The following is a 24,539-nucleotide window of genomic DNA, read 5'->3' on the forward strand; positions in this document are numbered from 1 at the left end:
CAAGCCCCGTACCATTGTCTTGGAATACAACGCCGCCGGGCGTTCGCCGCCCCAGGTCCGCAACTGGGGCTCGAATAAAAATAAAATCGCAGCCATATCTAAGGAGAATGCCCTTGGCATCCAGATTGACGCAATTCCTCGGCCGCTGGACGGCTGCCGCCTCGCTCTGTCTGAGCGTCGCCGTTTGGGCGCAGCAAGGCCCGCCCGCCGCCCCGGTGGAAGTCGCCGAGGCCCAGGTGCGCGCCCTGGCGCCGGTGATCTGGGTGGCGGGCACGGTGACCAGCCTGGATGACGCCAATATCGCCGCCGAAGTGGCGGGACGCCTGGTGACGGTGGCCGACGAGGGCGACCCCCTTGAACGCAATGACGTCCTGGCGCGCCTCGACGATACCCTGTTCAAGGCCGATGTCGCCGAGGCCCGTGCCGCCGTGGCCAGCGAACAGGCCAATCTGACCTTTTTGCGCCGCGAAGTGGATCGGCTGCAGCGCCTGGCCAGGCAGAACAATGCCGCCCAGACCCAGCTGGAGCAGACCCTGGCGCAGCGCGACGCCAGCCAGAACAACCTGGAGGCGGCCCGGGCGCGGCTGCAAATCGCCCAGGAACGCCTCGCGCGCACCGTGCTGCGCGCCCCCTTCGCCGGGGTGGTGGTGCGCCGCGCCAAGCGCGCCGGCGAGTGGGTCAACGGCGGCGACGCGGTACTGCAGCTGGTGGATACCGAACGCCTGGAGATCGAGACCACCGCGCCGGTGGCGCTGCGCCCATTTCTGAGTCTGGGGCAACGCCTGAAGATCAAGACCGATCGTCAGCAGGGCACGGCCACGCTACGCGCCGTGGTGCCGGTGGCCGATGTCCAGTCGCGCCTGTTGCGGCTGCGGCTTGAGATTGCCGGCGGGGAGTGGCTGGCGGGCCAGCCCGTCAAGGTGGCCCTACCCACGGCCCAGCCGCAGGAGGTGCTGAGCGTGCCGCGCGACGCCTTGGTGCTGCGCCGCGGCGGCAGTTATCTGTTCAAGGTCAATACCGACACCACGGCGGAGCAGGTGTTTGTCGATGTCGGTATCGCTGACGGTGAATTCATTCAGGTCGGCGGCAACCTGGACGCCGGTGACCGGGTGGTGATCCGCGGCAACGAACGCCTGCGCCCCGGCCAGCCGGTGCGCGTCAAGGATGGGGCCGCGCAGTGACCCTGACCCGACTTGCGCTGGGCAACCCGGTGGCGGTTGCGGTGGCCTTTATCCTGGTGGTGCTGTTCGGTCTGATCAGTCTGAGTCGCCTCCCCATCCAGCTCACCCCCGAGGTGCAGGAGCCGGAGATCAGCATCTCCACCACCTGGCGTGCGGCGGCGCCGGAGGAGGTGGAATCGGAAATCATTGAACCCCAGGAGGACGCCCTGCGCGGCCTGCCCGGCGCCACCCGCATCCTTTCGGAAGCCAACCGCGGCCAGGGCCGCATCAATCTCACCTTCGCTGTCGGCACCGACATGCGCCGTGCCCTGCTGGAGGTGATGAGCCGCCTCAACCGGGTGGCGCGCTACCCCGCCGACGCCGACGAGCCGGTGATCAGTTCGGTGGGCGGCGACAGCCGGCCGGTGGCCTGGTTCATCGTCAAGCCGGTGGCGGGCAACGAGCGCGACATCGCCGGCTATCAGGATTACGTCGAGGAGGTGATTCAGAGCCGCTTCGAGCGCGTGCCCGGCGTGGCCATGTCCGAGGTACGCGGCGGGCGCGAGAATGAACTGCGCATCACCTTCGATCCTTACAAGGCCGCCAGCCTGGGTATCGAACTGCCCGAGGTGGTAGAGCTGGTGGGCGCGGAGGACGTTTCCGCCGGTTTCGCCGACGTCGGCAAGCGACGCTACACCCTGCGCTATACCGGCGCCTATGAACCCGGCGACTTCGACGAGATGATTCTCACCTGGCGCGAGGGCCGGCCGGTGTATCTGCGCGACGTGGCCGAGGTGGATGTGAAAATGGTGGACCGCAGCAGCTTCGTCATCCAGAACGGCCAGGCCGCCATGGCGGTCAACGCCCACCGCGAGACCGGCGTCAATGTGCTGGAGGTGATGGCGGGCCTGCGGCAGGCGGTGGATGAGCTGCGTGCCGGGCCGCTCAAGCGCGCCGGTCTGGGCATCGAGCAGGTCTATGATGAGACCGTCTACATCGACAACTCCATCGCCATGGTGGCCAACAACCTGGGACTCGGCGTGCTGCTGGCTATTGGCGTATTGTGGTGGTTCTTCCGCAAGTTTCGGGCGACCTTGATGGTGGCCCTGGCCATACCGGCTTGTATCCTCGGTAGTTTTCTCATCCTGGACGCCGCCGGGCGCACCCTGAATGTCATCTCCCTGGCCGGACTGGCCTTCGCCGTGGGTATGGTGCTGGACGCCGCCATCGTGGTGCTGGAGAACATCGTGCGGCTGCGCGAACAGGGGGAATCGCCGGAGACCGCCTCGGCCAAGGGCGCCGGGCAGGTGTGGGGGGCGCTGCTGGCCTCCACCGCCACCACCGTGGCTATCTTCCTGCCGGTGGTATTCTTGGAAGACGAGGCCGGTCAGCTGTTCGCCGACCTGGCCCTGACCATCGCCGTGGCGGTCTGTTTCTCCTTGCTGGTGGCGCTCACCGTGTTGCCCACTACCGCCATGACCTGGCTCAGGCGCGCCAAGCTGGAGGATCCCCATCATCATTGGTGGGAGGCCATGAGCGGCGCCATCATGCGCCTCACGGGACCCGGGCGGCGGCTGATCTGGATCGCCGGGCTGCTCACGGTGCCGCTGATCCTGGTCTATTTCATGATGCCCAAGGCCGACTACCTGCCCGAGGGCAACCGCAACCTGGTATTCAGTTTCATTAATCCGCCGCCCGGCGCCAACATCGACTACATGGAAGAGGAGATGGGCAAGCAGGTGGCCGCGTTCATGGCCCCCTACGTGGCCGGTGAACAGCAGCCGCGCGTGGACAATTACTTCTTCGTCGCCTTCGCCAATGGCATGTTCATGGGCGCGCGCACCGTCGACCCGGCCCGCAGTGGTGAATTGATCCCCTTAATCAACGGCCTTATCGCCAGCTTCCCCGACACCATCGGCTTCGCCTTCAAGGCCTCCCTGTTCGGCGGCCTGGGCGGTGGGCGCGCCATCGAAATCGACATACAGGGGCGTGATCTGGAGGCCCTGCTGCAGGCCGCGGGGGCCGGCTTCATGGCGGTGCGCGAGGCCTTCGGTACCATGCCCCGGCCGTTGCCGGGCCTGGAGCTGGCCGAACCCGAACTGCGCCTGCAGCCCAAGGAGCGGCGCATCGCCGAGGTGGGTTGGGATCGCGGCGACATGGGCGGCATCCTGCGCGCCTTGGGTGACGGCCTGTTCGTGGCCGACTATTTCGATGGCGAGCAGCGCCTCGACGTCATCCTGCGCAGCGACAAATGGACCACGCCCGAGGAGTTGGCCGCCTTGCCGCTGGCCACCCCTGCGGGCGGTATCCAGCCGGTGGGTGAACTGGTGGACGTGGTGCGCACGGCCGGACCCAATCAACTGCGCCGCATCGATCGGCGCCGCACCGTCACCCTGCAGGTGCGGTTGCCCGAGGGCATGTCGGTGGAAGAGGGCTTGGACCTGATCCAAGCCAAGGTGACCCCTGCCATCGAGGCGGTGCTGCCCGAGGACGGCTTCATCCAATACTCCGGCTCCGCCGACAAGCTCAAAACGACTTTGGCCAGCATGAGCGGCGCCTTTCTGCTTGCAATCGCCATCTTGTATCTCTTGATCAGCGCCCTGTTCCGCTCCTTCAAGGACAGCCTGCTGGTGCTGCTGACCATCCCCCTGGCCACGGTGGGCGGGGTGGCCACCCTGTTCATGATGAACCTGGTGGGCATTAAACAGCCCATGGATCTGCTCACCATGATCGGCTTCGTCATCCTGCTCGGGTTGGTGGTCAACAACGCCATCCTGCTGGTGCACCAGACCCGCGCCGCCGAGCGCGAGGGACTGGCGCGGCGCGAGGCGGTGGAGCAGGCGGTGCACCTGCGCTTGCGGCCGATTTTGATGAGTACGCTGACCAGCCTGTTCGGGATGTTGCCGTTGTTGTTAATGCCGGGGGCGGGGACCGAGCTGTATCGCGGCCTGGCCGGAGTGATTGTCGGTGGTTTGGCGGTGAGTACCTTGTTTACTCTGATTCTGTTGCCGAGTTTGTTGCGGATTGGGGAGGATAAGGTGGTTGGGTCTTGAGGTAATGACCGGCACTGAAATTTGTTACCAAGCCTGACTATTAGCGTTGTATTCCCTCTCCCCTCTAAGGGGGGTGAGGGGTTAAAATCCAAAAGCCTGCGTTTGTCGCAGGTTTTTTGTTTGTATCGCTCCGCGATGATTGATTTTGATGCGGGGTCTCGCCCCCGCGCGGCGAGGTACTTTTGTTTCGGCAAAAGTACCCAAAACCATTTTCCCGGCGACTTGCCCCATCAGCAAAAAGCGCTGCTGGGGTTCCCTGCGCTTCTCAGAAATTAAGGGGCTCTCCAGACAGGCCATCCCTGGCCTGACTGGAGAGTTCGCGCGTCCATGCGCGAACCCTGCCGGGCCTTTCCTTAATTTCCTCCGATGCTCGGCGGCGTCGGACGGGATTGGCGGGCAAGGTTCAAAGACGGTGGTACATCAAGGTTGGAATAGGCGGGTTTTCCAAACTACATAATGATTTCTTCCAACCGGTGGGGCTAAGGTGGGTTGGAAGATCACGTATGACGCCGCCGAGCACCGCAGCCCATAGCGGGAATAAGCGCTCTTTGTCTGAGCCCGGGAGCGAAAGCGAGTGGGCGAGTTCTAGAGCGCGCCGCTATGGGCGAGGAGCACAGGGCACCGGATTGGCGCAGTTGGCCAATCCGGCAAGTCATCCGGGCGGCCTTTTCTTTGGTTCGTTTCTTTTGGCCGCGCAAAAGAAATGAACCCGGCCGCGGTCCGGAAACCGCATCAAAATCAACCATCGCGGAGCGATACAAACTCAAAGAAGCCTGCAAAAACGCAGTCCTTTGGATTTTAACCCCTCACCCTAACCCTTTTATGCTCCGCGAGTACTCCCTTTATGCCCTGCGGGTGCTTGAAGCGGAGAGGGGATCATCGTGCCAAACTTGAGTTTTCTGAGTGCTTCCTTGGGAGGGCGAGAGGGAACCTCCGGGGCTTCGGCCAGGAGCGAGGCTGTTACCTATCACCCAGCCTATTTTTCAGCCGCCAACCCTTTCAAGTAACAATCAATAATCGGCCCCGCATATTCCGCCAACGGAAACAGCTTCGGCTCCAAGGTCCAATTCACAATCAAACCGTCCATCAAGGCCAATACCCCCACCGCGGCCTGATGCGGATCCACATGCTCAGGCAACTGCCCCAAGCCTTTAGCCTTGCGCAAGGCCCCCTCCATCATGCCGATATAACGATGACCGCACTCCAGATGTTTGTCACGGATCTCGGCCATTTCACCGACGTACTCGCATTTGTGCCAGGCGATCTCCAGTACGCGCTGATAATGGGGGTCCTGGGTGAGGCGCTCGAGCACGTACATGGCGACACTGCGGGCCCAGTCCAGTGGTTCGCCGGCACGCAGCAGTTCCAGCTCCGCCGCCATGGCCTCCCAGGGGGTGATGAGGCGTTCGATCATGGCGTCGAACAGGTCGGCCTTGTTTTTGAAATGCCAGTAAATGGCGCCGCGGGTGACGCCGGCGGCAGTGGCGATGTGCGCCAGTGAGGTGTGGGAGACCCCCTTGCGGTGGAATACCTCTTCCGCCGCATCGAGGATGCGATTGCGGGTCTCTTGGGCTTCTTCCTTGGTTTTTCTGGCCATGTCGCAGAGTCAGGTTGGGTACCGAGATGATTCAGGATTGCCGAGCGCTTGTTTTATCACGGTAACAAAATTTAACCTATTTTGAGATTTACATACACATATGTATGTATATACTCTTGCCCCATTATCAATAAGTTTCATTGCGATTTAGCCGACAATGTCATGCAAGGAATCAGCGTTATGATCATTCGCTTATGTCTCCGTTCCGCCGTTCTCGGTCTTGTGGCCTTACTGGCGGCCTGTGATCAGGCGCCAGCTGAGCCTCAGGGCGGGGGCGGCGCTATGTTCGGCGGCCCGGCGGCGGTGGCGGCGGTCACGGTGCAGCCGCAAACGGTGCCGCTGCGGCTCGAGTCTATCGGTCGCACCCAGGCGCTGCGCGAGGCCCAGGTACGGGCGCGGGTGGAGGGCACCCTGATCAAACGCAGCTTTGTCGAGGGTGAGCCGGTCAAGGCCGGCCAGACCCTGTTCATCATCGACCCGGAACCTTTCCAGGCTGCATTGGCCCAGGCCGAGGCGGCGGTGGCGGCGGCCCAGGCGCGCCTGGATCAGGCTCGGCGCGAAGTGGCCCGCCTAAAGCCGCTGTACCAGGAAAACAGCGTCAGCCGGCGTGACTACGACGACGCAGTGTCGTTGGCCTCTATCAGCCAGGCCGATCTGCTGGCGGCCCAGGCGGCCTTGCAACAGGCACGTCTGGAGCTGCAATGGAGTCGCGTCCAAGCGCCCATCAGCGGCATCAGCGGCCGCGCCCTGGTATCGGAGGGCAGCCTGATCTCCGAGTCGGACCAGTTGCTCACCACCATTACCCAGCTTGACCCGATCCAGGTGCTGTTCGGTCTTTCCGACGCGCTGCGGTTGCAGTTGCAGCGGGAATTGGCCGCCGGGCGACTGGAGTTGCCGCCGGAGGGGCGCTTCGAGGTGAGGCTGCAGCTGGCCGACGGCAGCGAATATGCCCATCGCGGCAAGGTCGATTTTCTCGGCGTGCAGGTGAGCGGCAGCACCGCCGCCAGCGAGGTGCGCGCTGAGCTGCCCAACCCGGACGCCTTGCTCTATCCCGGTCAGTTCGTGCGGGTGCAGGTCAGCGGCGCCCAGCGCACGGGGGTCTTCCTGGTGCCGCAGCGGGCGGTGCAAGAGGGGGCGCAGGGCAAGTTCGTGTACGTCATCAACGGCGAGGACAAAGCCGAGCCGCGCCCGGTCAAGGTGGCCGAGTGGCAGGGCAGTGACTGGGTCATCACCGACGGCCTGCAGGCGGGCGACCGGGTGATTGTCGAGGGCACCATGAAACTGTCCCCCGGCGCCCCGGTGAAGCTCACCGACGCCTCGGCGCAATAGGGGACCAGGTCCATGTTTTCGCGTTTTTTCATTGATCGCCCCATCTTCGCGGCCGTCATCTCCTTGTTCGTCATTATCGCCGGGCTGGCGGCCATGCGTGTACTGCCGGTGGCCCAGTATCCCGAGATCGCGCCGCCGGTGGTGACCGTGGCGGCCACCTATCCCGGCGCCTCCGCCGAGGTGTTGGCCAATACCGTGGCCGCGCCGCTGGAGACCCAGATCAACGGCGTCGAGGGCATGCTCTACATGAGTTCCATTTCGGCCTCCAACGGCCGGGTGGAGATCCAGGTCACCTTCGACATCGGCAGCGATGTGGACCAGGCGGTGGTGGATGTCAACAACCGCGTCAAACAGGCCGAGGCACGCCTGCCGCAAGAGGTGCGGCGCCAGGGGGTGACGGTGGAGAAGGGCTCGTCCTCGTTCCTGCAGGTGTTGGCCTTCCTTGCGCCCGACGGCCGCTACGACGACCTGTTCACCAGCAACTATGTCACCCTGAATGTGCTGGACGAGCTCAAGCGCGTACCCGGCACCACCAATGTGCAGATCTTCGGTGCCAAGGATTACGCCATGCGCGTCTGGCTCGATCCCGAGCGTCTGGCTCAGCTCAGCCTCACCCCCGGCGATATCGCCGGCGCCATCACCGAACAGAACGCCCAGTTCGCCGTCGGCCGCATCGGCCAGCCGCCCACCGCCGGCGATCAGGAACTGGCCCTGACGGTGAACGCCCGCGGCCGCATGTCCGAGGTGAGCGAATTTGAACAGATCGTAGTGCGTGCCGAGCCCGACGGCACCCTGCTGCGGCTCAAGGATGTGGCGCGGGTGGAGTTGGGGGCCAAGGACTACGACTTCATCGGTCGCCAGAACGGCCAGCCCGCCACCCTGGTGGGGATCTTCCTCAAACCGGGTGCCAACGCCCTGCAGGTGGCCGACGCGGTCAAGGCCAAGCTCAAGGAGCTGGAGCAACGCTTCCCGGAGGGGCTGGCCTATTACATCCCCTACGATACCACCCAGTTCGTCGAGGTCTCCATCCGCGAGGTGATGAAGACCCTGGCCGAGGCGATGCTGTTGGTGTTCCTGGTGGTGTTTCTGTTCCTGCAGAACTGGCGCGCCACCCTGATCCCGACCCTGGCGGTGCCGGTATCGCTGATCGGCACCTTTGCCGGGCTGTTGATGTTGGACTACTCCATCAACACCCTCACCCTGTTCGGCATGGTGCTGGCCATCGGCATCGTGGTGGACGACGCCATCGTGGTGCTGGAAAATGTGGAGCGCATCATGCACGAGGAGGGCTTGAGCCCGCGTCTGGCCGCCATCCAGGCCATGAAGGAAGTGACCGGGCCGGTGATCGCCATTGTGCTGGTGCTGGTGTCGGTGTTCGTGCCCATCGCCTTTCTCGGCGGTCTGGCCGGTGAGTTGTATCGCCAGTTCGCCGTCACCCTGGCCATCGCCGTGGCCATCTCGGGGGTGGTGGCCCTGACCCTGACGCCGGCCTTGTGCGCCCTGTTTCTGCGCCCGGAGCACAAGCGGGTGGGCGGTTTTTTCCGTGCCTTCAATAACGCCTTCGGCTGGGTGACGCGGCGCTACACCGGCGGGGTGGCCTTTCTCATTCGTCGCGGCGCGCTGGGTCTGATCCTGTTTGCCGGCATGGTGGCGTTGGCGGCGGGGCTGTGGCAGGTCACCCCGGGCAGCCTGGTGCCGGATGAGGACCAGGGCTTTTACATCGCCGCCGTCTACCTGCCCGACGGCGCCTCGCTGGAGCGCACCGACGCGGTGGTGGGCGAGGTGGATGAGATCATCCGCAGCAATCCGGTGATCAAATACTCCACCGCGTTTACCGGCTTCGACTTCATCGGCGGCAGTTTCAAGAACAACGCTGCGACGATTTTTGTGGTGCCGCAGCACTGGGATGAGCGCGAGGTGACGGCGCCCGAACTGGTGGGCGAGCTGTTCGCCAAGACCGCCCACATCAAGGAGGCGCTGGTGCTGGCCTTCAATCCCCCGGCCATCTTCGGCCTGGGCACCGCCGGCGGTTTCGAGGCCCATCTGCAACTGCGCGGTGAGGGCGGGCCGCAGCGCCTGGCCCAGGTGAGCCAGCAGTTCATCGGCGCCCTGCAACAGGATCCCACCTTCGCTATGGTCTCCATGCTGTGGCGGCCCAACGTGCCCCAGTTGCAGGTGGATGTGGACCGGGAGAAGGCCAAGGCCCTGGGCGTGCCTGTCGACGCCGTGTTCGATACCCTGTCGGCGACGATGGGGACCTTCTACGTCAACGACTTCAACAAGTACGGCCGCACCTGGCAGGTGTTGATGTCGGCCCAGCCGCAGGCGCGCAATGATCCAACCGACATCACCAATCTCTATGTGCGCTCGAACGGCGGCGCCATGGTGCCCCTGTCGGCCCTGGCCCGGGTCAGCTTCAGCGCCGGGCCGGAGACCATGGAGCGCTTCAACAATCTGCCCGCGGTGAAGGTCATGGGCAACGGCGCGCCGGGGATGAGTTCCGGTCAGGTGATCGAACGCTTCGAGGCCATCGCCGCCGAAACCCTGCCGCCGGACTTCACCTATGACTGGAGCGGTGCCTCTTTCCAGGAGAAAAACAGCGGGGGTAGTTCCGGACTGGCATTGGGCTTGGGGGCGTTGATGGTGTTTTTGATCCTGGCGGCCCAGTATGAACGCTGGTCGCTGCCCTTTGCCGTGCTGCTGGCCTTACCTTTCGGCACCTTCGGCGCTTTGCTGGCGGTATGGCTGCGCGACTTCACCAATGACGTCTATTTCCAGATCGGTCTGGTGACCTTGTTGGGCTTGGCGGCCAAGAACGCCATCCTGATCGTGGAGTACGCCATCTACAAACATCAGGAGGGCATGAGCGCGGCGGCCGCGGCCATCGAGGCGGCGCGGCTGCGTTTTCGCCCCATCCTGATGACCTCCATGGCGTTTATTCTGGGCGTGGTGCCGCTGGCGTTTTCCAGCGGTGCCGGCGCCGGGGCGCGCCAGTCCGTGGGGACGGGGGTGATGGGCGGCATGCTGGCGGCCACCTTCCTGGCCATCTTTTTTGTGCCGCTGTTTTATCGCCTGATCAGCGAGCGCAAGTTACGTGAGACGCGCAGCAGCGCCGAGCTCTTCGAGGAGGTGGAGCAACAGCAGGCCATTACCCACGAACGCATCCAGGCCGAGGCCCGCGCCGAGCAGCAACGTACCCAGCACTAGTGCGTGTCGTCCTCCGGATGGGCACTGTTGAGCGCGACGTAGTGGCGCAGTTGGGTCAGGGTCGCTTCGTCCACGCGGCCGAACTCAAAGGCTATGAGTACACTGTTGCAGTGGTTGCGGCTTCGCTGCGGGTCAACCTCGATGCGCACAATCTGGCCATAGGTTTTGATGACCTGGCCGTCAACGGGCAGCAGGGTCAGGCTGACATAGTCGTAAATGCAGCTCAGCCCCGGCGCCGCGATAGGACTGCGTATCAGCACGCCGGTCTCGGAGATGTTGACCACCTCGGCGATATAGCTCTGTTGGGACGGGTCGAAGCCCAAATCCACCTCGCAGCGCGTCAGGGGGATGACGCGTTTGGCGCGGCGACGTTCTATCGGGATATGCAATTCGATTAAACCGATCAGGTCGTCGGCATTGAAGGGCTTGGTGAGCACCGCCTTGGCTTGAATGGCGCGGGCGAGTTGCTGGGCCTGCGCGTCGCCGGTGGCGGTGAGTAAAAACAACGGGACAGCGCTGATATCGAGCTGTGCTTGTAGCTGCTGAAGAACCTTTTGCAGGGGCGTGCCGGGCATGTTCCAGTCACTGATGATGAGGGACAGGCGCCCCGGACGTTGTTGTATCAGCGCCAGGGCTTGATCGGGGCTTTCCGCTTCGACGACGTGTTGGAAGTTTGTCTCCTGACGCAAAATCAACGAGACGAATTTACGCATGGAAATAGAGTCTTCGATTACCAGGGCATAGTCGTTATGGTTCATAGTGTGCACCATTCAATTCGCTGGGATATATCCTCACCTCTGCGCCTCGCGACACAGAAAGATCCTGTCGACCGGGGGTGCGGTCGGTATTTTGAGTTTGAAACGCGAAGCGACCCCGCGAATGAGGCCGACAACTGTTCCGGCGGTCCCGCTGTCGTAGGGCCTCGCCCCTTAGACCGGTGACTTTGCGACCCCGCGCTTTCGCCCGGGGGTGCCTTTTTCAAAACAGTCCTTTGAAATGTGTTAATCCCTGAAAGGTGTGAAGCGAATCACAAAAGGTTATCGGTAGGCCAGGCCTAAAGCTTTATTAAAATCGGGTTTTCCGGCTTGACGGACACGTAGAACCGCATGCGGATATCAAAAAATCGTTCACAATCATGTGAGTAGCGGGTCAAAGTGGTGTCGGCCCTGACACGTCTGTCTCGGTATCGCTCGCGCACGGCAGCCCCCAGGCCTTTCTCGTTGCCCTCGCCTTGGGGGTGTGGTTCGCCCGGTAAGAAATGCGGGCTACGCTCGGCTTCGAACCGGCCAGTGCGGACCCGTATGCCGGGTGGTGTGGCAGGGGGCTGGTCGGTACTGGCCGCCCCTATTCCTAAGGGGTCGCGCTTGGCTGCTCAGTGACGGAAGTGGCGCATGCCGGTGAACAGCATGGCCATGTCGTGCTCGTCGGCGGCGGCGATCACCTCTTCGTCGCGCATGGAGCCGCCGGGTTGAATCACGGCGGTGATGCCGGCCTGCGCGGCGGCGTCGATGCCGTCGCGGAAGGGGAAGAAGGCGTCCGAGGCCATCACCGAACCGGCCACGTCCAGGCCTTCGTCGGCGGCCTTGATGCCGGCGATCCGGGCGCTGTAGACACGACTCATCTGGCCGGCGCCGATGCCGATGGTCATGCCGTTTTTGGCATAGACGATAGCATTGGATTTGACATACTTGGCCACTTTCCAGCAGAAGCCCAGGTCCTTCATTTCCTGCTCGGTGGGGATGCGTTTGCTCACCACTTCGAGATCGGTGACGCTGACCATGCCGTTGTCGCGGGTCTGGATCAGCATACCGCCGTTGACCCGTTTATAGTCCAGTGCCGCCATGGGCGCTTCGCTCCAGGTGCCGCAGGCCAGCAGCCGCACGTTCTTTTTCTCGGCGATGATGTCCGAGGCCTCGCGGCTGACGCTGGGGGCAATGATGACTTCCACGAATTGACGTTCGATAATGGCGCGTGCGCTGTTGCCGTCCAATTCGCGGTTGAAGGCGATGATGCCGCCGAAGGCCGAGGTGGGGTCGGTGCGGTAGGCCTGGTCGTAGACGTCCAGTAGATCGGTCCCCACCGCCACGCCGCAGGGATTGGCGTGTTTGACGATTACGCAGGCCGGTTCATCGAACTGCTTGACGCACTCCAACGCTGCATCGGTGTCGGCGATATTGTTATAGGACAGCGCCTTGCCCTGCAGCTGCACGGCGGTGGCGACGCTGGCCTCAGTGGCGCGGTCGTCGATATAAAACGCGGCCTGCTGGTGCGGATTCTCACCGTAACGCAAGTCCTGCAGCTTGATGACCTGGCTATTGATGGTGCGCGGAAATGCGCAGCGGTTCTGATTGCTGTGACCGCCGTCGGTAATACTGCCCAGATAGTTGGCGATGGCGCCGTCATAGGCGGCGCTGTGCTCGAAGGCCTTGGTGGCCAGGTGAAAACGGGTCTCGAAGTTGAGTGCAGCGTCGTTTGCCTTCATCTCGTCGAGTACGGCGGCGTAGTCGCCCACGTCGACCACGATGGCCACGTCTTTATGATTCTTGGCCGCGGCGCGCACCATGGTCGGGCCGCCGATGTCGATGTTTTCAATGGCGCTGGCAAGATCACAATCGGGTTTGGCGACGGTCTGCTCGAAGGGGTAGAGATTGACCACCACCATGTCGATCGGGTCGATGGCATTGTCAGTCATAATGTTGTCATCGGTGCCGCGACGGCCGAGAATGCCGCCGTGTATTTTCGGGTGCAGGGTCTTGACGCGGCCGTCCATCATTTCCGGAAAGCCGGTGTAGTCCGACACCTCGGTGACCCGGATGTCGTTTTCAGACAGCAGCTTGAAGGTGCCGCCGGTGGAGAGCAGCTCCACATTCATATTGCTCAGTTGGCGGGCGAATTCAACCACGCCGGTCTTGTCGGACACACTGATAAGCGCACGTTTGATGGTTGCCATGAGTCACTTTCCAAAGATGTGAAAAAAGTCGTCGTCGGAATGCCGCGTATGCAGGCGCAATCCGGGGGCAAGCCTGCGATGCTTGCCCTTGGTTGTTAATCGATCAGACCGTAGAGGCGGAGCTTTTTGCGCAAGGTGCTGCGATTGATGCCGAGGATGGCGGCCGCCTTGGATTGGTTGCCGTGGGTGCGCTCCATCACCGAGCTGAACAGTGCCTGTTCCACTTCAGCGATCATCATGTCGTAGAGGTTGCCCGGCTGTTGGCCGTCCAGATCGGCAAAATAATTGCTAATGGCGGTATAGGCGGCACTGCGCAACGGCTGTCTGCGACGCTCTTGAAACGGCTTCGGCGCGTCGTTTACCACAGTCATTTCAGGCGGCTTGCTGTATGTCCTGCTGTAAGCGCTCAAAGAAGTCCTCGGTCATTTTAAGTTGTGCGTCGATCGAGTCGACACGGTTAACGGCTTGGCGAAAGGCGGCGCCGTGACGATGCCCCTTGCTGTACCAGGCGATATGCTTGCGCGCCATGCGCACCCCGGTGTACTCCCCGTAGAAATTATACAGATTGTGCAGGTGGCCGAGCAGGATGTCGCGCACGTCGGTGACCGAGGGTTCGGCCAGTGTTTCGCCGGTTTTCAGGTAATGCCCGATTTCGCGGAAAATCCACGGTCGCCCTTGGGCGGCGCGGCCGATCATGATGCCGTCAACGCCGGTCTTGGCCAGCACCTGCTGCGCCTTTTGCGGCGTGGTGATGTCGCCGTTGGCGATCACCGGGATCGTCACCGCCTGCTTGATGGCGGCGATGGTGTCGTATTCCGCGTCGCCGCGGTACCCGCAGGCGCGCGTGCGGCCATGCACCGCCAGGGCCAGGATGCCGGATTCCTGGGCGATGCGGGCGATGCGGACGCCGTTGCGATGGGCGGTGTCCCAGCCGGTGCGGATCTTCAGGGTGACCGGCACATCGACGGCGCCGACCACGGCCTCCAGGATGTCCTGCACCAAATCCTCGTATTGCAGCAGCGCCGAGCCTGCGGCCACGTTGCAGACCTTCTTGGCCGGGCAGCCCATGTTGATATCGATGATCTGGGCGCCGTTGTCCACATTGTAACGGGCGGCCTCGGCCATCATCTTGGGATCGGCACCCATGATCTGGACCGATTTGGGCTCGGTCTCCCCTGTGTGGTCGGCGCGCCGTTTGGTCTTCTCGCTGCCCCATAGCAGGGAGTTGGATGACACCATCTCGGATACCGCCATACCGGCGCCGAGCTGTTTGCACAGCTGGCGGAAGGGGCGGTCGGTGACGCCGGCCATGGGCGCCAGCACCAGGTTATTGTTCAGTTTGTAGGGTCCGATTCTCATGCTGATTGAGGCTTTCGCTGAGCCGACGGGGACGGTCCGTCGAGCCGGACGAAAAATGATACCGTTAAACAGGCGTATTAGAAAGGTGCCGCTTAAAGGAAATTGAATTCGAACCCCACCGCCTCGGCGCCGGGGTCGACCAATTCCAACACAATGGTGACGCTGCTGTTGTCGCGGAAGCCCTGATCCACGTCCAGCGAGGGATCGACCAGATACTCGTCGGGCATGAAGCGGCGCCCGGCGATGGTGTGGCCGGTGATGTCGTGCAGCACCAACTCCACCACCGGAAAGGCCTGGGTGAAACCGGCCTGGTTGACCATGGTGGCCTGGACCAGCAGGATGTCGCGGGTATCCGGGTGGCTACGGATGTCCCGTTCCGTGAGTGTGATCTGCTGCGGTGCACGCAGCAGCGGCACTTCGCAGTCGGCCACTTGGCAGAGCGCCGTCAGCGCCGGGCGCAGCTGCGGATTCTGGGACAGCTGATCCAGGTTGAAAAAGGCGTACTGGGCCGCCAGCAGCAGCACCAGGGGTAGGGCCAGTAGCCCCCAGAGCAGGCGTTTGCCAGCGCCGCTGCTGCCGTCTTGAGTCTGGAGTTCCTCGATCAGTTGTTGCGAATGATGGCGTTGTGTGGTGCTGCCGTCACCGGCCTTGGGCGCCGCGCCGCCGGCGGGGGGCGCGACCGACTGCCCGGCCTTGGCCGGCGGCTCGTCGATCAGATGTTGCAGGGCATTGAAGGTGCCGAAGCAGCGGCCGCAGCGTACCTCGCCGTGGGCGCGTTTGAGTTGCTCCGAGGTGATCCGGAAATAGGTGTCGCAGTGGGGGCAGTGGGTATACATTCAGGCGTAATTGTTTCGCTGTGCTGCTGCTGTGATCCGCTCACTAGCGGCGCCGGCCGTCGATCCTGACCCAGTCTTCGAGTTGGGTGGGCGCATCCACGTCGAACCAGGTGCTGTAGCGCTCCGTGATTTGCGGCGCTTGTGCGGCAAGGATACCCGATAACACAATCCGGCCGCCAGGCTTGACCAGTTCGGCGAAGCGCGGCGCTAACTCCAGCAATGGGTTGGCGAGGATGTTGGCCAGGACCAGGTCCACCGGCTTGTCCTGGAACTGGCGCGGCAGTAGGGCGCTGATCTTGGCGCCGACGCCGTTGTTGGCGGCATTGTCGCGGGTCGCCAGTATGGCCTGGGGGTCGTGGTCCACCGCCGCAATATGGCGGGCGCCGAGCAGGGCCGCGGCAATGGCCAGGATGCCCGAGCCGCAGCCGTAGTCGATGCATTCGAGATCCACGGGCGGGTGGGCGTCCAGCCATTGCAGGCACAGGGCGGTGGTGGGATGGGTGCCGGTACCGAAGGCCAGGCCCGGATCAAGCATGAGGTTGACGGCCGTGGGGTCCTCGGGGGTATGCCAACTGGGACAAATCCATAGCGTGTCGCCGCAGCGGATCGGTTTGAAGTTCTTCATCCAGGCCCGCTCCCAATCTTTTTCCTCTACCGGGTTGAGCTGGAATTCGGCCGGGGCCGCGTCTCCCAGGGCCGATTTCAATGCGGCGATGACAGCGGACATGTCGTCGGCGGCGTCGAACAGGCCGACGATGCGAGTGCGGTCCCACAGCTTGGTCTCGCCTGGGTCGGGCTCGAACAAGGCTTGGTCGGCGCCGTCCTCGAAGGTGACGGCGGCCGCGCCCAGTTCACTGAGTAGATCGCTGATGTGCTCCGCCCGTTGCGGGTCGCTGTCGAATTTGAGTTGTAGCCAGGGCATGGCGCGTCCTGAAGGGCGCGGGGCGAGGCGCCCCGCGCGATTTTATTTAAGGCCCAGCTTCTTTTCCAGATAGTGGATGCTGGTGCCGCCGGCGCGGAAGGCGGCATCGCGTACCAGGCGGCGGTGCAAGGGGATGTTGGTCTTGATGCCGTCCACCACCAGTTCGTCCAGGGCCGTGGCCATGCGCGCCAGGGCCGAATCACGGGTGCTGCCGTGGGTGATCAGCTTGCCGATCATGGAGTCGTAGTAGGGCGGGACGATGTATCCGCTATAGATGTGGGAGTCCACCCGCACGCCGAGGCCGCCCGGGGCATGATAACTGGAGATGGTGCCGGGACAGGGCATGAAGTTGTCCGGGTCCTCGGCATTGATGCGGCATTCGACGGCATGGCCGTTGATGCGGATGTCTTCCTGGCGCAAGGACAGTTTTGCCCCGGCGGCGACGCACAGCTGCTCCTTGACCAGGTCGACACCGGTGATCATCTCCGTGACCGGGTGTTCTACCTGCAGGCGGGTATTCATCTCAATGAAGAAGAATTCGCCCTTTTCATATAGGAATTCAAAGGTGCCGGCGCCGCGATAGCCGATCTTGCGGCAGGCCTCGGCGCACACCTCGCCCATCTTGTTGCGCAGCTTGGCGCTGAGCCCGGGGGCGGGCGCCTCTTCGATGACCTTCTGGTGGCGGCGTTGCATGGAGCAGTCGCGCTCGCCCAGGTGGATGGCGTTGCCGTGGGTGTCGGCCATCACCTGGAACTCGATATGGCGCGGGTTTTCCAGGAATTTTTCCATATAGAGCGTATCGTTGCCGAAGGCGTTGCCGGCCTCGACCCGGGTGAGCGTGATGGCGTGCAGCAGGGTGGCCTCGCTGTTGACCACGCGCATGCCGCGGCCGCCGCCACCGCCGGCGGCCTTGATGATGACCGGGTAGCCGATGTCGCGCGCCAGGCGCAGGATCTCGTCAGTGTCATCGCCCAGCGGTCCGCCGGAGCCGGGTACGCAGGGCACGCCGCTGGCCTTCATGGCATTGATGGCGGAGATCTTGTCGCCCATCAAGCGGATGGTTTCGGGCTTGGGGCCGATGAAGACGAAGCCGCTTTCCTCGACCCGTTCGGCGAAGTCGGCGTTTTCGGAAAGAAAGCCGTAGCCGGGGTGTATGGCCACCGCATCGGTGACTTCCGCGGCGCTGATCAGGGCCGGAATATTGAGATAACTGTGGGTGGAATCGGCCGGACCGATGCAGACCGATTCGTCCGCCAGGCGCACATGCTTCAGGCCGCGGTCGGCGGTGGAGTGCACGGCCACGGTCTTGATGCCCAGTTCACGGCAGGCGCGCAGGATGCGCAGGGCGATTTCGCCGCGGTTTGCGATAACAACTTTCTCGAACATAGATTTCTAAACCATTCCTTGAGCTGACGTGGTTGAGGGGATAACCCGGAAAGGTGTTCCGCAATTACTCGATGACGAACAGCGGCTGGCCGTATTCGATGGGCTGGCCGTTGTCCACCAGGATGGCGGCGATCTTGCCCGACTTGTCGGCATCGATGTGATTGAGCATCTTCATTGCTTCGATAATACACAGGGTGTCGCCGACGCTGACCTGCTGGCCGACTTCGACAAAGGGTTTGGCGCCCGGTGAGGGGGCACGATAAAAGGTGCCCACCATCGGGGAGGTGACTTCGTGTCCCGTGGGGACGGCGGGTTCCGGCGTCGCCGCCTCGGTGGCGGGCGCGGCGGCAGGTGCCGGAGCCGCTGCCGGCATGGCCGGCATTACCGGTGCCGGGGTTTGGGCCGAATAGCGGCTGATACGCACCGACTCCTCGCCTTCGTGGATCTCGATCTCGGCAACATCCGATTCTTCCAGTAATGCGATTAGGGCTTTGATTTTACGTGTGTCCATGTCTGTAACCGTCGTTGTCAGTTGTTTTAGGTGATCTGGTCGATGGCCGCCTGCAAGGCCAGGTAGTAGCCTTTGGGCCCCAGGCCGCTGATCACGCCCTGCGCCAGGTCCGATAAATAGGAGCGGCGGCGAAACGCTTCACGGGCGTGGATATTCGATAGATGAATTTCAATAAATGGAATCCCGACTGCGCTCAGGGCGTCGCGGATGGCGACACTGGTGTGGGTGAAGGCGGCCGGGTTGATGATGATGAACTCGACCTTTTCGCCGGGCGCGTTCTGGATCTTGGTCACCAGTTCGTGTTCGGCATTGCTCTGATAGCAGCTCAGGTGATGGCCCGCCTGCTGCGCAGCCTGGATCAGCTCGGCTTCGATGTCGGCCAGGCGCGTGGCGCCGTAGTGTTGGGGTTCGCGACTGCCCAGCAGGTTGAGGTTGGGGCCGTTAAGCACCAGGATGTTGGCCATTGATGTCCTCGACATGTGCGCGTGATGGTCGATTGCCGTCCAGTGCGCGCCAGTTATTGTTGTACTTACACGAATGCGGCGCCGCCGGTGATTGGCGCGATTTTGTCATGTTAGTGTGGTTATTGTCCAGTTTTTGTCAAGCTGGCGTATGATCGCTGCAAATTGGCAGCATTTAACGACGATTGTCTCAAATGGGGCGAGGTCTAAATCAGCTTGCGAATCTCCGCTTCTAACGTCTCCCGGTCCACTTCACCGTAGCGGATAAAGCGGATATTACCGGCTTGGTCGGTGACCACGGTATAGGGCAGGACGCCCATGTCGTTGCCGAGTTGTTCCGCCACCTCGATGGCGTCGCTGTCCCCCACCAAGACCGGGTAGTTGATGCTCATCTCCTGGGCGTATGCGCGTACCGGCTCCACATCGTCCAGGGCGATACCGATGACCTGGAGGTTGTGATTGGCGTAATCCTGCTGCAATTCGATCAGGGCCGGGATCTCCCGCTTGCAGGGCGGGCACCACGTCGCCCAAAAGTTGATGACTTGCACCTTGCCCAGCCATTGCTCGCTGCGTTCGCGTACCCCGTCCAGGCCCAGCAGGCTGTAACTGGGCACGCGCAAACCAATCAGTTGCTGGGTATCGGCGGACGGTTCGGGCGGCTGGCGCAACATTTTGATGAAATAGTTGCCGCCCACGGCGCCGACTAAAAAGATAACCACGGCGCCAATGATGATCTGTTTGTTATTCATGGCTGTCCTAGGTGTTTATAGATTGAGTGCCGCGCGGGCGTGGTGTTCGAAATCCTCGGCATCGAGAAAGCCCATCAGGCGATAACGCGGTAGCTCCTGCGCGTCGGTGTCAAAGAATAGTATAGAGGGGGGGCCGAACAATCCAAACGCCTGCATCAGGGCCTGATCCTGGTTGTCATTCAGGGTGACGTCGGCCTGAAGTAAGACAGTGTCGGCAAGTGCCGCCTGGACCGTCGGGTCGGAAAAGGTCTCACGCTCCATCTCGATGCAGGAGACGCACCAGTCGGCGTAGAAGTCCAGCATTACCGGCTTGCCCTGCGCGGCGGCCCGTTCCAGTTCCTGTTGCAGCCCGGCAAGCCCCTTGATCTGCTTGAATTCCAGGCCGTGTTGCGTCGTACCGCGCTCGCCGTTGGCCGCCAGGCTCAGATTGGCCAGCGGCTGGAACATGTCCCGCGCCCCGCTGGAGGCGCCCACCAGCAGCATGCCGCCGTAGATCAGCAGTACTACACCGACGCCCTTCCAGAGTTTGTGCCAGCCGCCGGCTTCGGGCTGGAGCCGTTCGAAGGCGCCCAGATAAACGGCGCAGACCACCAGCAAAATACCCCACAGGGCCAGGCCCACAGCGGCGGGGATGATGCGTTCGATCAGCCAGATGGCGACGGCGATCAAGAGCACGCCGAACACCGCCTTGACGGTGTGCATCCAGGGGCCCGCCTGGGGCATGAATTTCCCCGCCGAGGTGCCGATCAGCAGCAGCGGGATGCCCATGCCCATGCTCAAGGCGAACAAGGCGGCGGCGCCCAATAGGGCGTCGCCGCTCTGGCCGATATAGATCAGCGCCCCGGCCAGCGGCGCCGCCATGCACGGGCCGACGATCAGGGCCGAGAGAAAGCCCATAATGCCCACGCCGAAAAAGGTGCCACCACGCTGGCGGTTGCTGAGCTCGGCGAGTTTGCTCTGGATGCGTTGCGGCATCTGCAGCTCGTAAAAACCGAACATGGACAGGGCCAGCAGCACAAAGATCAGACTGAAGCTGCCCAACACCCAGGGGTTCTGAAAGGCGGCCTGCAGATTGGCGCCGAACAGGCCGGCCATCAAGCCGGCCAGGGTGTAGGTCACCGCCATCGCCAGCACGTAGGTCAAGGACAGGGAAAAGGCGCGCCGCGTGGTGATGTCGCTGCCCTGGCCGGCGATGATGCTGGAGAGAATGGGGATCATGGGGAATACGCAGGGCGTGAAGGTGAGCAGCAGCCCCAGACCGAAGAAGCTCAGCATGCTCAGCCACAGACTGTTCTCGGCCAGGCCGCGGGCGTAGCGGTCCTGTTCGGAGATGAAGCCAGCGCCGACCGCCGTCCGTTGCGGCGCCGCTGTCGTGGCCTCGGGCAGGCTCAGGGTGACCACCTGTTTCATGGGCGGATAGCAGAAGCCGGCGTCGGCGCAGCCCTGGTACTTGATCTCCAGGTCGATGTCGCCGGCGGCGCGCATGCTGCGCGCCAGGGGCAGGGCGGTCTCCACCTCGTGGTAGAACACCTCCATCAGGCCGAAGACCTCGTCCTGCTTCTCCTTGCCGCGCGGCAAGGCGAAGGGCTCGACCTTGACGCCCTCGGTATTCACGACTTCGAAGGCGAATTTATCGCGATATAAATAATAGCCATCGGCGACATCGAAGCGCAGTCGCAGGGTGTAAGGGTCCGCCACCTCGGTGCTGAGGATGAAGGCCTGGTCCGGCGGCAGAAAGCCGTTGTCGCTGCCGCCGAAGCCCAGTTTTTGGCCGAGGCCGGAGAGCTTGTCCAGCAGGCCCTGTTCTGGCTGCGCTTCGATGGTGACCGTGGTGGGGTCTTCCTCGGCATAGCTCGGCAGCAGGCTCAGCCAGCTCAGGAGCAACAGCGCCAGGCATAGGCGCCAGGCGGTCAGGGTCGGATTCGCAGGTCTCACGGTAGTTTACTGTTATCGTTAATCCAATCGAGATAGGCGGGCAGGCCGGCCTCTATTGGGACCGCCACGATCTCCGGGAGTTCATAGGGATGGAGGCTTTGCAACGCCTGTTCCAGGTCGGGGTAGGCGGCGCGACTGCACTTGATGAGCAATACACACTCCGTGTCGGTTTCGATCTTGCCGCGCCATTCATACACCGATTCCACACCCTTGATGATATTGACGCAGGCCGCCAGGCGGCGCTCCACCAGCGCGCCGGCGATACGCCGTGCCGTGTCGGCGTCGGGACAGGTGTTGAGCACGATCAATTGTTCTGCAGTCATGGCCGGCAAGATACCGGAAGCGGCCCGTCAGGGCAAAGGGCGGGTCGCCATGCGCGTGTTTCCCGTGTCCAAGCCGTGTAGAATGTCCTTCCATGTTTTCCTTCCGCAGCTTGCTGGCACTGTTTCTCATCGTGCCGCTATTCGAGATCTACCTCTTGATCAAGGTGGGCGGCGTGATCGGCGCCATTCCGACCGTGTTCATGGTGGTTTTCACCGCCGTGGTGGGCGCCCTACTGCTGCGGCAACAGGGCTTTTCCGTGTTGGCGCGGGTGCAGGCGATGCTGGTCCGCGGCGAGATCCCGGCCATCGAGATCCTGGAAGGCGTGATGCTCTTGTTCGGCGGCGCCCTGTTGCTGACGCCGGGTTTTTTTACCGACACCATCGGTTTCATTTGTCTGATCACACCGCTGCGCCGGCGCATCATTTTATGGGCCTTGCGGCGCGGCATCATCGGCCCCGGTGACGGGCCGCCCCGGCGACCTCAGGGACCGCGCACCCTTGAGGGTGAATATTGGCGCGACAGGGATCGTAATGGTCGCGACTAGGCCACCCGCTTGACTCCGTCGTTCGAGTCACTATCATAGTTGGCACTCTTACAGGGGGAGTGCCAAGAGCGGCGCTCCGAACTTCACAATTCAAAAACTTATCTGGAGATGACAGTAATGAATATTCGTCCTTTGCACGATCGTGTCGTAATTCGTCGTATGGAAGAGGAGCGTACCACCGCTGCCGGGATCGTAATCCCCGATTCGGCCGCCGAAAAGCCCCAGCGCGGCGAAGTGATCGCCGTGGGCAACGGCAAGATCCTGGATAATGGTGAAAAGCGCGCCCTCGACGTCAAGGTGGGTGACAAGGTGCTGTTCGGCAAATACGCCGGCACCGACATCAAGGTCGAAGGCGAAGACCTGCTGGTGATGCGCGAAGACGACCTGGTCGGTGTCATTGAGGGCTGAACGCCCAGGCACGGCTTGTTGCATAACAGATTCTAAATATTAAAGAGGAGCATTCAACATGGCAGCAAAAGAAGTTCAATTCGGTACCGGTGCGCGTCAGCGCATGGCGGAAGGCGTCAATATCCTGGCCAACGCGGTCAAGGTCACCTTGGGCCCCAAAGGCCGCAACGTAGTGCTCGATAAGGCCTTCGGCGCCCCCACCATCACGAAGGACGGCGTCTCCGTGGCCAAGGAAATCGAGCTGGAAGACAAGTTCGAGAACATGGGCGCGCAAATGGTTAAAGAGGTCTCCTCCCAGACCTCCGATATCGCCGGCGACGGTACCACCACCGCCACCGTGCTGGCGCAGAGCATTCTCACCGAGGGTTTAAAGGCGGTCGCCGCCGGCATGAACCCCATGGATCTGAAGCGCGGCATCGACAAGGCCGTGATCGCCGCCGTTGAGGAGCTGCGCAAACTGTCCAAGCCCTGCGCCGACGCCAAGGCCATTGCCCAGGTCGGCACCATCTCGGCCAACGCCGATGAAGAGATCGGTCAGATCATCGCCGGGGCCATGGACAAGGTCGGCAAAGAAGGCGTCATCACCGTCGAGGAAGGCACCGGCCTGCAGAACGAGCTGGACGTCGTCGAAGGGATGCAGTTTGACCGCGGCTATCTGTCACCCTATTTCATCACCAACCAGCAGAGCATGACCGCCGAGCACGAGGATCCCTTCATCCTGATCACGGACAAGAAGATCTCCAACATCCGCGAGCTGCTGCCGCTGCTGGAAAACGTGGCCAAGGCCGGCAAGCCGCTGGTGATCATCGCCGAGGACGTGGAAGGCGAGGCCCTGGCCACCCTGGTGGTCAACAGCATGCGCGGCATCGTCAAGGTGGCCGCGGTCAAGGCGCCCGGTTTCGGCGACCGCCGCAAGGCCATGCTGCAGGACATCGCCATTCTCACCGGTGGCACCGTGATCTCGGAAGAGGTCGGCCTGTCGCTGGAAGGCGCCACTCTGGATGATCTGGGCAGCGCCAAGAAGGTACAGATCAGCAAGGACGAGACCACCGTCATCGACGGCGCCGGTGCCAACAAGGAGATCGAGGCCCGCGTCAGTCAGATCCGCGCCCAGCTGGAAGAGACCTCGTCCGAGTATGACCGCGAAAAGCTGCAGGAGCGTGTCGCCAAGCTGGCCGGCGGTGTGGCCGTGATCAAGGTGGGTGCCTCTACCGAGATAGAAATGAAGGAGAAAAAGGCCCGCGTCGAGGATGCCCTGCACGCCACCCGCGCCGCGGTCGAGGAAGGCGTGGTGCCCGGCGGCGGCGTCGCCCTGGTGCGCGCCATACAGGGCATCAAGGCATTAACCGGCGACAACCACGACCAGGACGTGGGCATCAACATCGCCCGCCGCGCCATGGAAGAGCCGCTGCGCCAGATCGTCGCCAACTCCGGTGACGAGCCCTCCGTGGTCATCAATAAGGTGACCGAGGGTAAGGCTGCCTACGGTTATAACGCCGCGACCGGTGAATACGGCGACATGATCGAAATGGGTATCTTGGATCCCACCAAGGTCACCCGCACGGCGCTGCAGAACGCCGGCTCCATCGCCGGCCTGATGATCACCACCGAGGCCATGGTGGCCGAACTGCCCAAGGAAGAGGGGGCGCCGGCCATGCCTGATATGGGCGGCATGGGTGGCATGGGCGGCATGATGTAGTGCCGAGAAGTGTTGTAAGGGTCTAGCGACGCGGGCTATGTGTCAGAGGGAGAGTTTTTAGTGTCTCTTCCTCCCCGCAGAAATAGCCCTTAAGCAATCCGGTGACGGG

The 24,539-nt window shown here is 62.7% G+C and carries 20 protein-coding genes; 7 read left to right on the top strand and 13 right to left on the bottom strand.

The genetic code is table 11. The features are described 5' to 3' along the window. Nucleotides 1–107: 107 nt before the first annotated feature. Nucleotides 108–1,181, top strand: a complete 1,074-nt coding sequence (locus Tel_02560; protein ALP52112.1) for a hypothetical protein — start codon at nucleotides 108–110, stop codon at nucleotides 1,179–1,181. Then, nucleotides 1,178–4,213, top strand: coding sequence for an acriflavine resistance protein B (locus tag Tel_02565; GenBank protein ID ALP52113.1), 3,036 nt, complete (start codon nucleotides 1,178–1,180; stop codon nucleotides 4,211–4,213). Before Tel_02560 ends, Tel_02565 begins: the two co-directional genes overlap by 4 nt. Before the next feature lie 976 nt (nucleotides 4,214–5,189). On the opposite strand, the gene Tel_02570 is transcribed toward Tel_02565, so the two are convergent. After that, nucleotides 5,190–5,810: a hypothetical protein gene (locus tag Tel_02570; GenBank protein ALP52114.1), complete on the bottom strand. Its 621-nt coding sequence runs from the start codon at nucleotides 5,808–5,810 to the stop codon at nucleotides 5,190–5,192. 180 nt (nucleotides 5,811–5,990) lie between these two features. On the opposite strand from Tel_02570, the gene Tel_02575 reads away from it, so the two are divergent. Both Tel_02575 and Tel_02580 read left to right on the top strand, forming a co-directional pair. Next, complete coding sequence (locus Tel_02575; GenBank protein ALP52115.1) at nucleotides 5,991–7,139, top strand: hypothetical protein; 1,149 nt, start codon at nucleotides 5,991–5,993, stop codon at nucleotides 7,137–7,139. A gap of 12 nt (nucleotides 7,140–7,151) precedes the next feature. Continuing rightward, entirely contained in the window at nucleotides 7,152–10,346 is a 3,195-nt protein-coding gene (locus Tel_02580; protein ALP52116.1) for an RND transporter, read from the top strand. On the opposite strand, the gene Tel_02585 is transcribed toward Tel_02580, so the two are convergent. The 12 genes from Tel_02585 to Tel_02640 all read right to left on the bottom strand — a co-directional run bounded on the left by Tel_02585 (nucleotide 10,343) and on the right by Tel_02640 (nucleotide 21,778). Further along, complete coding sequence (locus Tel_02585) at nucleotides 10,343–11,104, bottom strand: hypothetical protein (GenBank protein ALP52117.1); 762 nt, start codon at nucleotides 11,102–11,104, stop codon at nucleotides 10,343–10,345. The genes Tel_02580 and Tel_02585 overlap by 4 nt on opposite strands. Before the next feature lie 614 nt (nucleotides 11,105–11,718). Beyond that, a complete protein-coding gene (purH, locus tag Tel_02590) occupies nucleotides 11,719–13,296 on the bottom strand; it encodes a bifunctional phosphoribosylaminoimidazolecarboxamide formyltransferase/inosine monophosphate cyclohydrolase (GenBank protein ID ALP52118.1) in 1,578 nt (525 codons plus the stop codon). Nucleotides 13,297–13,391: 95 nt separating this feature from the next. Further along, the gene (locus Tel_02595; GenBank protein ID ALP52119.1) at nucleotides 13,392–13,667 is read right to left on the bottom strand and encodes a hypothetical protein; all 276 of its coding nucleotides are present in this window, start codon (nucleotides 13,665–13,667) and stop codon (nucleotides 13,392–13,394) included. A gap of 1 nt (nucleotide 13,668) precedes the next feature. After that, a complete protein-coding gene (locus Tel_02600) occupies nucleotides 13,669–14,655 on the bottom strand; it encodes a tRNA-dihydrouridine synthase B (GenBank protein ID ALP52120.1) in 987 nt (328 codons plus the stop codon). 92 nt (nucleotides 14,656–14,747) lie between these two features. Beyond that, nucleotides 14,748–15,491 (bottom strand): hypothetical protein, encoded by a 744-nt coding sequence (locus tag Tel_02605; GenBank protein ALP52121.1) that lies wholly within the window; start codon nucleotides 15,489–15,491, stop codon nucleotides 14,748–14,750. 43 nt (nucleotides 15,492–15,534) lie between these two features. Continuing rightward, entirely contained in the window at nucleotides 15,535–16,413 is an 879-nt protein-coding gene (prmA, locus tag Tel_02610; GenBank protein ID ALP52122.1) for a ribosomal protein L11 methyltransferase, read from the bottom strand. A gap of 42 nt (nucleotides 16,414–16,455) precedes the next feature. Next, nucleotides 16,456–17,799, bottom strand: coding sequence for an acetyl-CoA carboxylase biotin carboxylase subunit (locus Tel_02615; protein ID ALP52123.1), 1,344 nt, complete (start codon nucleotides 17,797–17,799; stop codon nucleotides 16,456–16,458). A 64-nt stretch (nucleotides 17,800–17,863) separates the two neighbouring features. Further along, nucleotides 17,864–18,310, bottom strand: coding sequence for an acetyl-CoA carboxylase biotin carboxyl carrier protein subunit (locus Tel_02620; protein ALP52124.1), 447 nt, complete (start codon nucleotides 18,308–18,310; stop codon nucleotides 17,864–17,866). A 26-nt stretch (nucleotides 18,311–18,336) separates the two neighbouring features. Next, the gene (locus tag Tel_02625; protein ALP52125.1) at nucleotides 18,337–18,774 is read right to left on the bottom strand and encodes a 3-dehydroquinate dehydratase; all 438 of its coding nucleotides are present in this window, start codon (nucleotides 18,772–18,774) and stop codon (nucleotides 18,337–18,339) included. Between the two features lie 203 nt (nucleotides 18,775–18,977). Next, entirely contained in the window at nucleotides 18,978–19,520 is a 543-nt protein-coding gene (locus Tel_02630) for a hypothetical protein (GenBank protein ALP52126.1), read from the bottom strand. 15 nt (nucleotides 19,521–19,535) lie between these two features. Next, the gene (locus tag Tel_02635) at nucleotides 19,536–21,455 is read right to left on the bottom strand and encodes a hypothetical protein (GenBank protein ID ALP52127.1); all 1,920 of its coding nucleotides are present in this window, start codon (nucleotides 21,453–21,455) and stop codon (nucleotides 19,536–19,538) included. Continuing rightward, complete coding sequence (locus tag Tel_02640) at nucleotides 21,452–21,778, bottom strand: hypothetical protein (GenBank protein ID ALP52128.1); 327 nt, start codon at nucleotides 21,776–21,778, stop codon at nucleotides 21,452–21,454. Before Tel_02640 ends, Tel_02635 begins: the two co-directional genes overlap by 4 nt. Nucleotides 21,779–21,870: 92 nt before the next feature. Between Tel_02640 and Tel_02645 the strand changes: the two genes are divergently transcribed. The 3 genes from Tel_02645 to groEL all read left to right on the top strand — a co-directional run bounded on the left by Tel_02645 (nucleotide 21,871) and on the right by groEL (nucleotide 24,430). Further along, nucleotides 21,871–22,323 carry a hypothetical protein gene (locus tag Tel_02645; protein ID ALP52129.1) on the top strand — a complete coding sequence of 151 codons (453 nt, stop codon included), beginning with the start codon at nucleotides 21,871–21,873 and terminating at the stop codon, nucleotides 22,321–22,323. Nucleotides 22,324–22,440: 117 nt separating this feature from the next. Continuing rightward, nucleotides 22,441–22,731: a molecular chaperone GroES gene (locus Tel_02650; protein ID ALP52130.1), complete on the top strand. Its 291-nt coding sequence runs from the start codon at nucleotides 22,441–22,443 to the stop codon at nucleotides 22,729–22,731. A 58-nt stretch (nucleotides 22,732–22,789) separates the two neighbouring features. Next, nucleotides 22,790–24,430: a molecular chaperone GroEL gene (groEL, locus tag Tel_02655; GenBank protein ID ALP52131.1), complete on the top strand. Its 1,641-nt coding sequence runs from the start codon at nucleotides 22,790–22,792 to the stop codon at nucleotides 24,428–24,430. Nucleotides 24,431–24,539 lie beyond the last annotated feature (109 nt).

Origin of the sequence: Candidatus Tenderia electrophaga (genome assembly GCA_001447805.1) — a bacterium.
Lineage (GTDB): Bacteria > Pseudomonadota > Gammaproteobacteria > Tenderiales > Tenderiaceae > Tenderia > Tenderia electrophaga.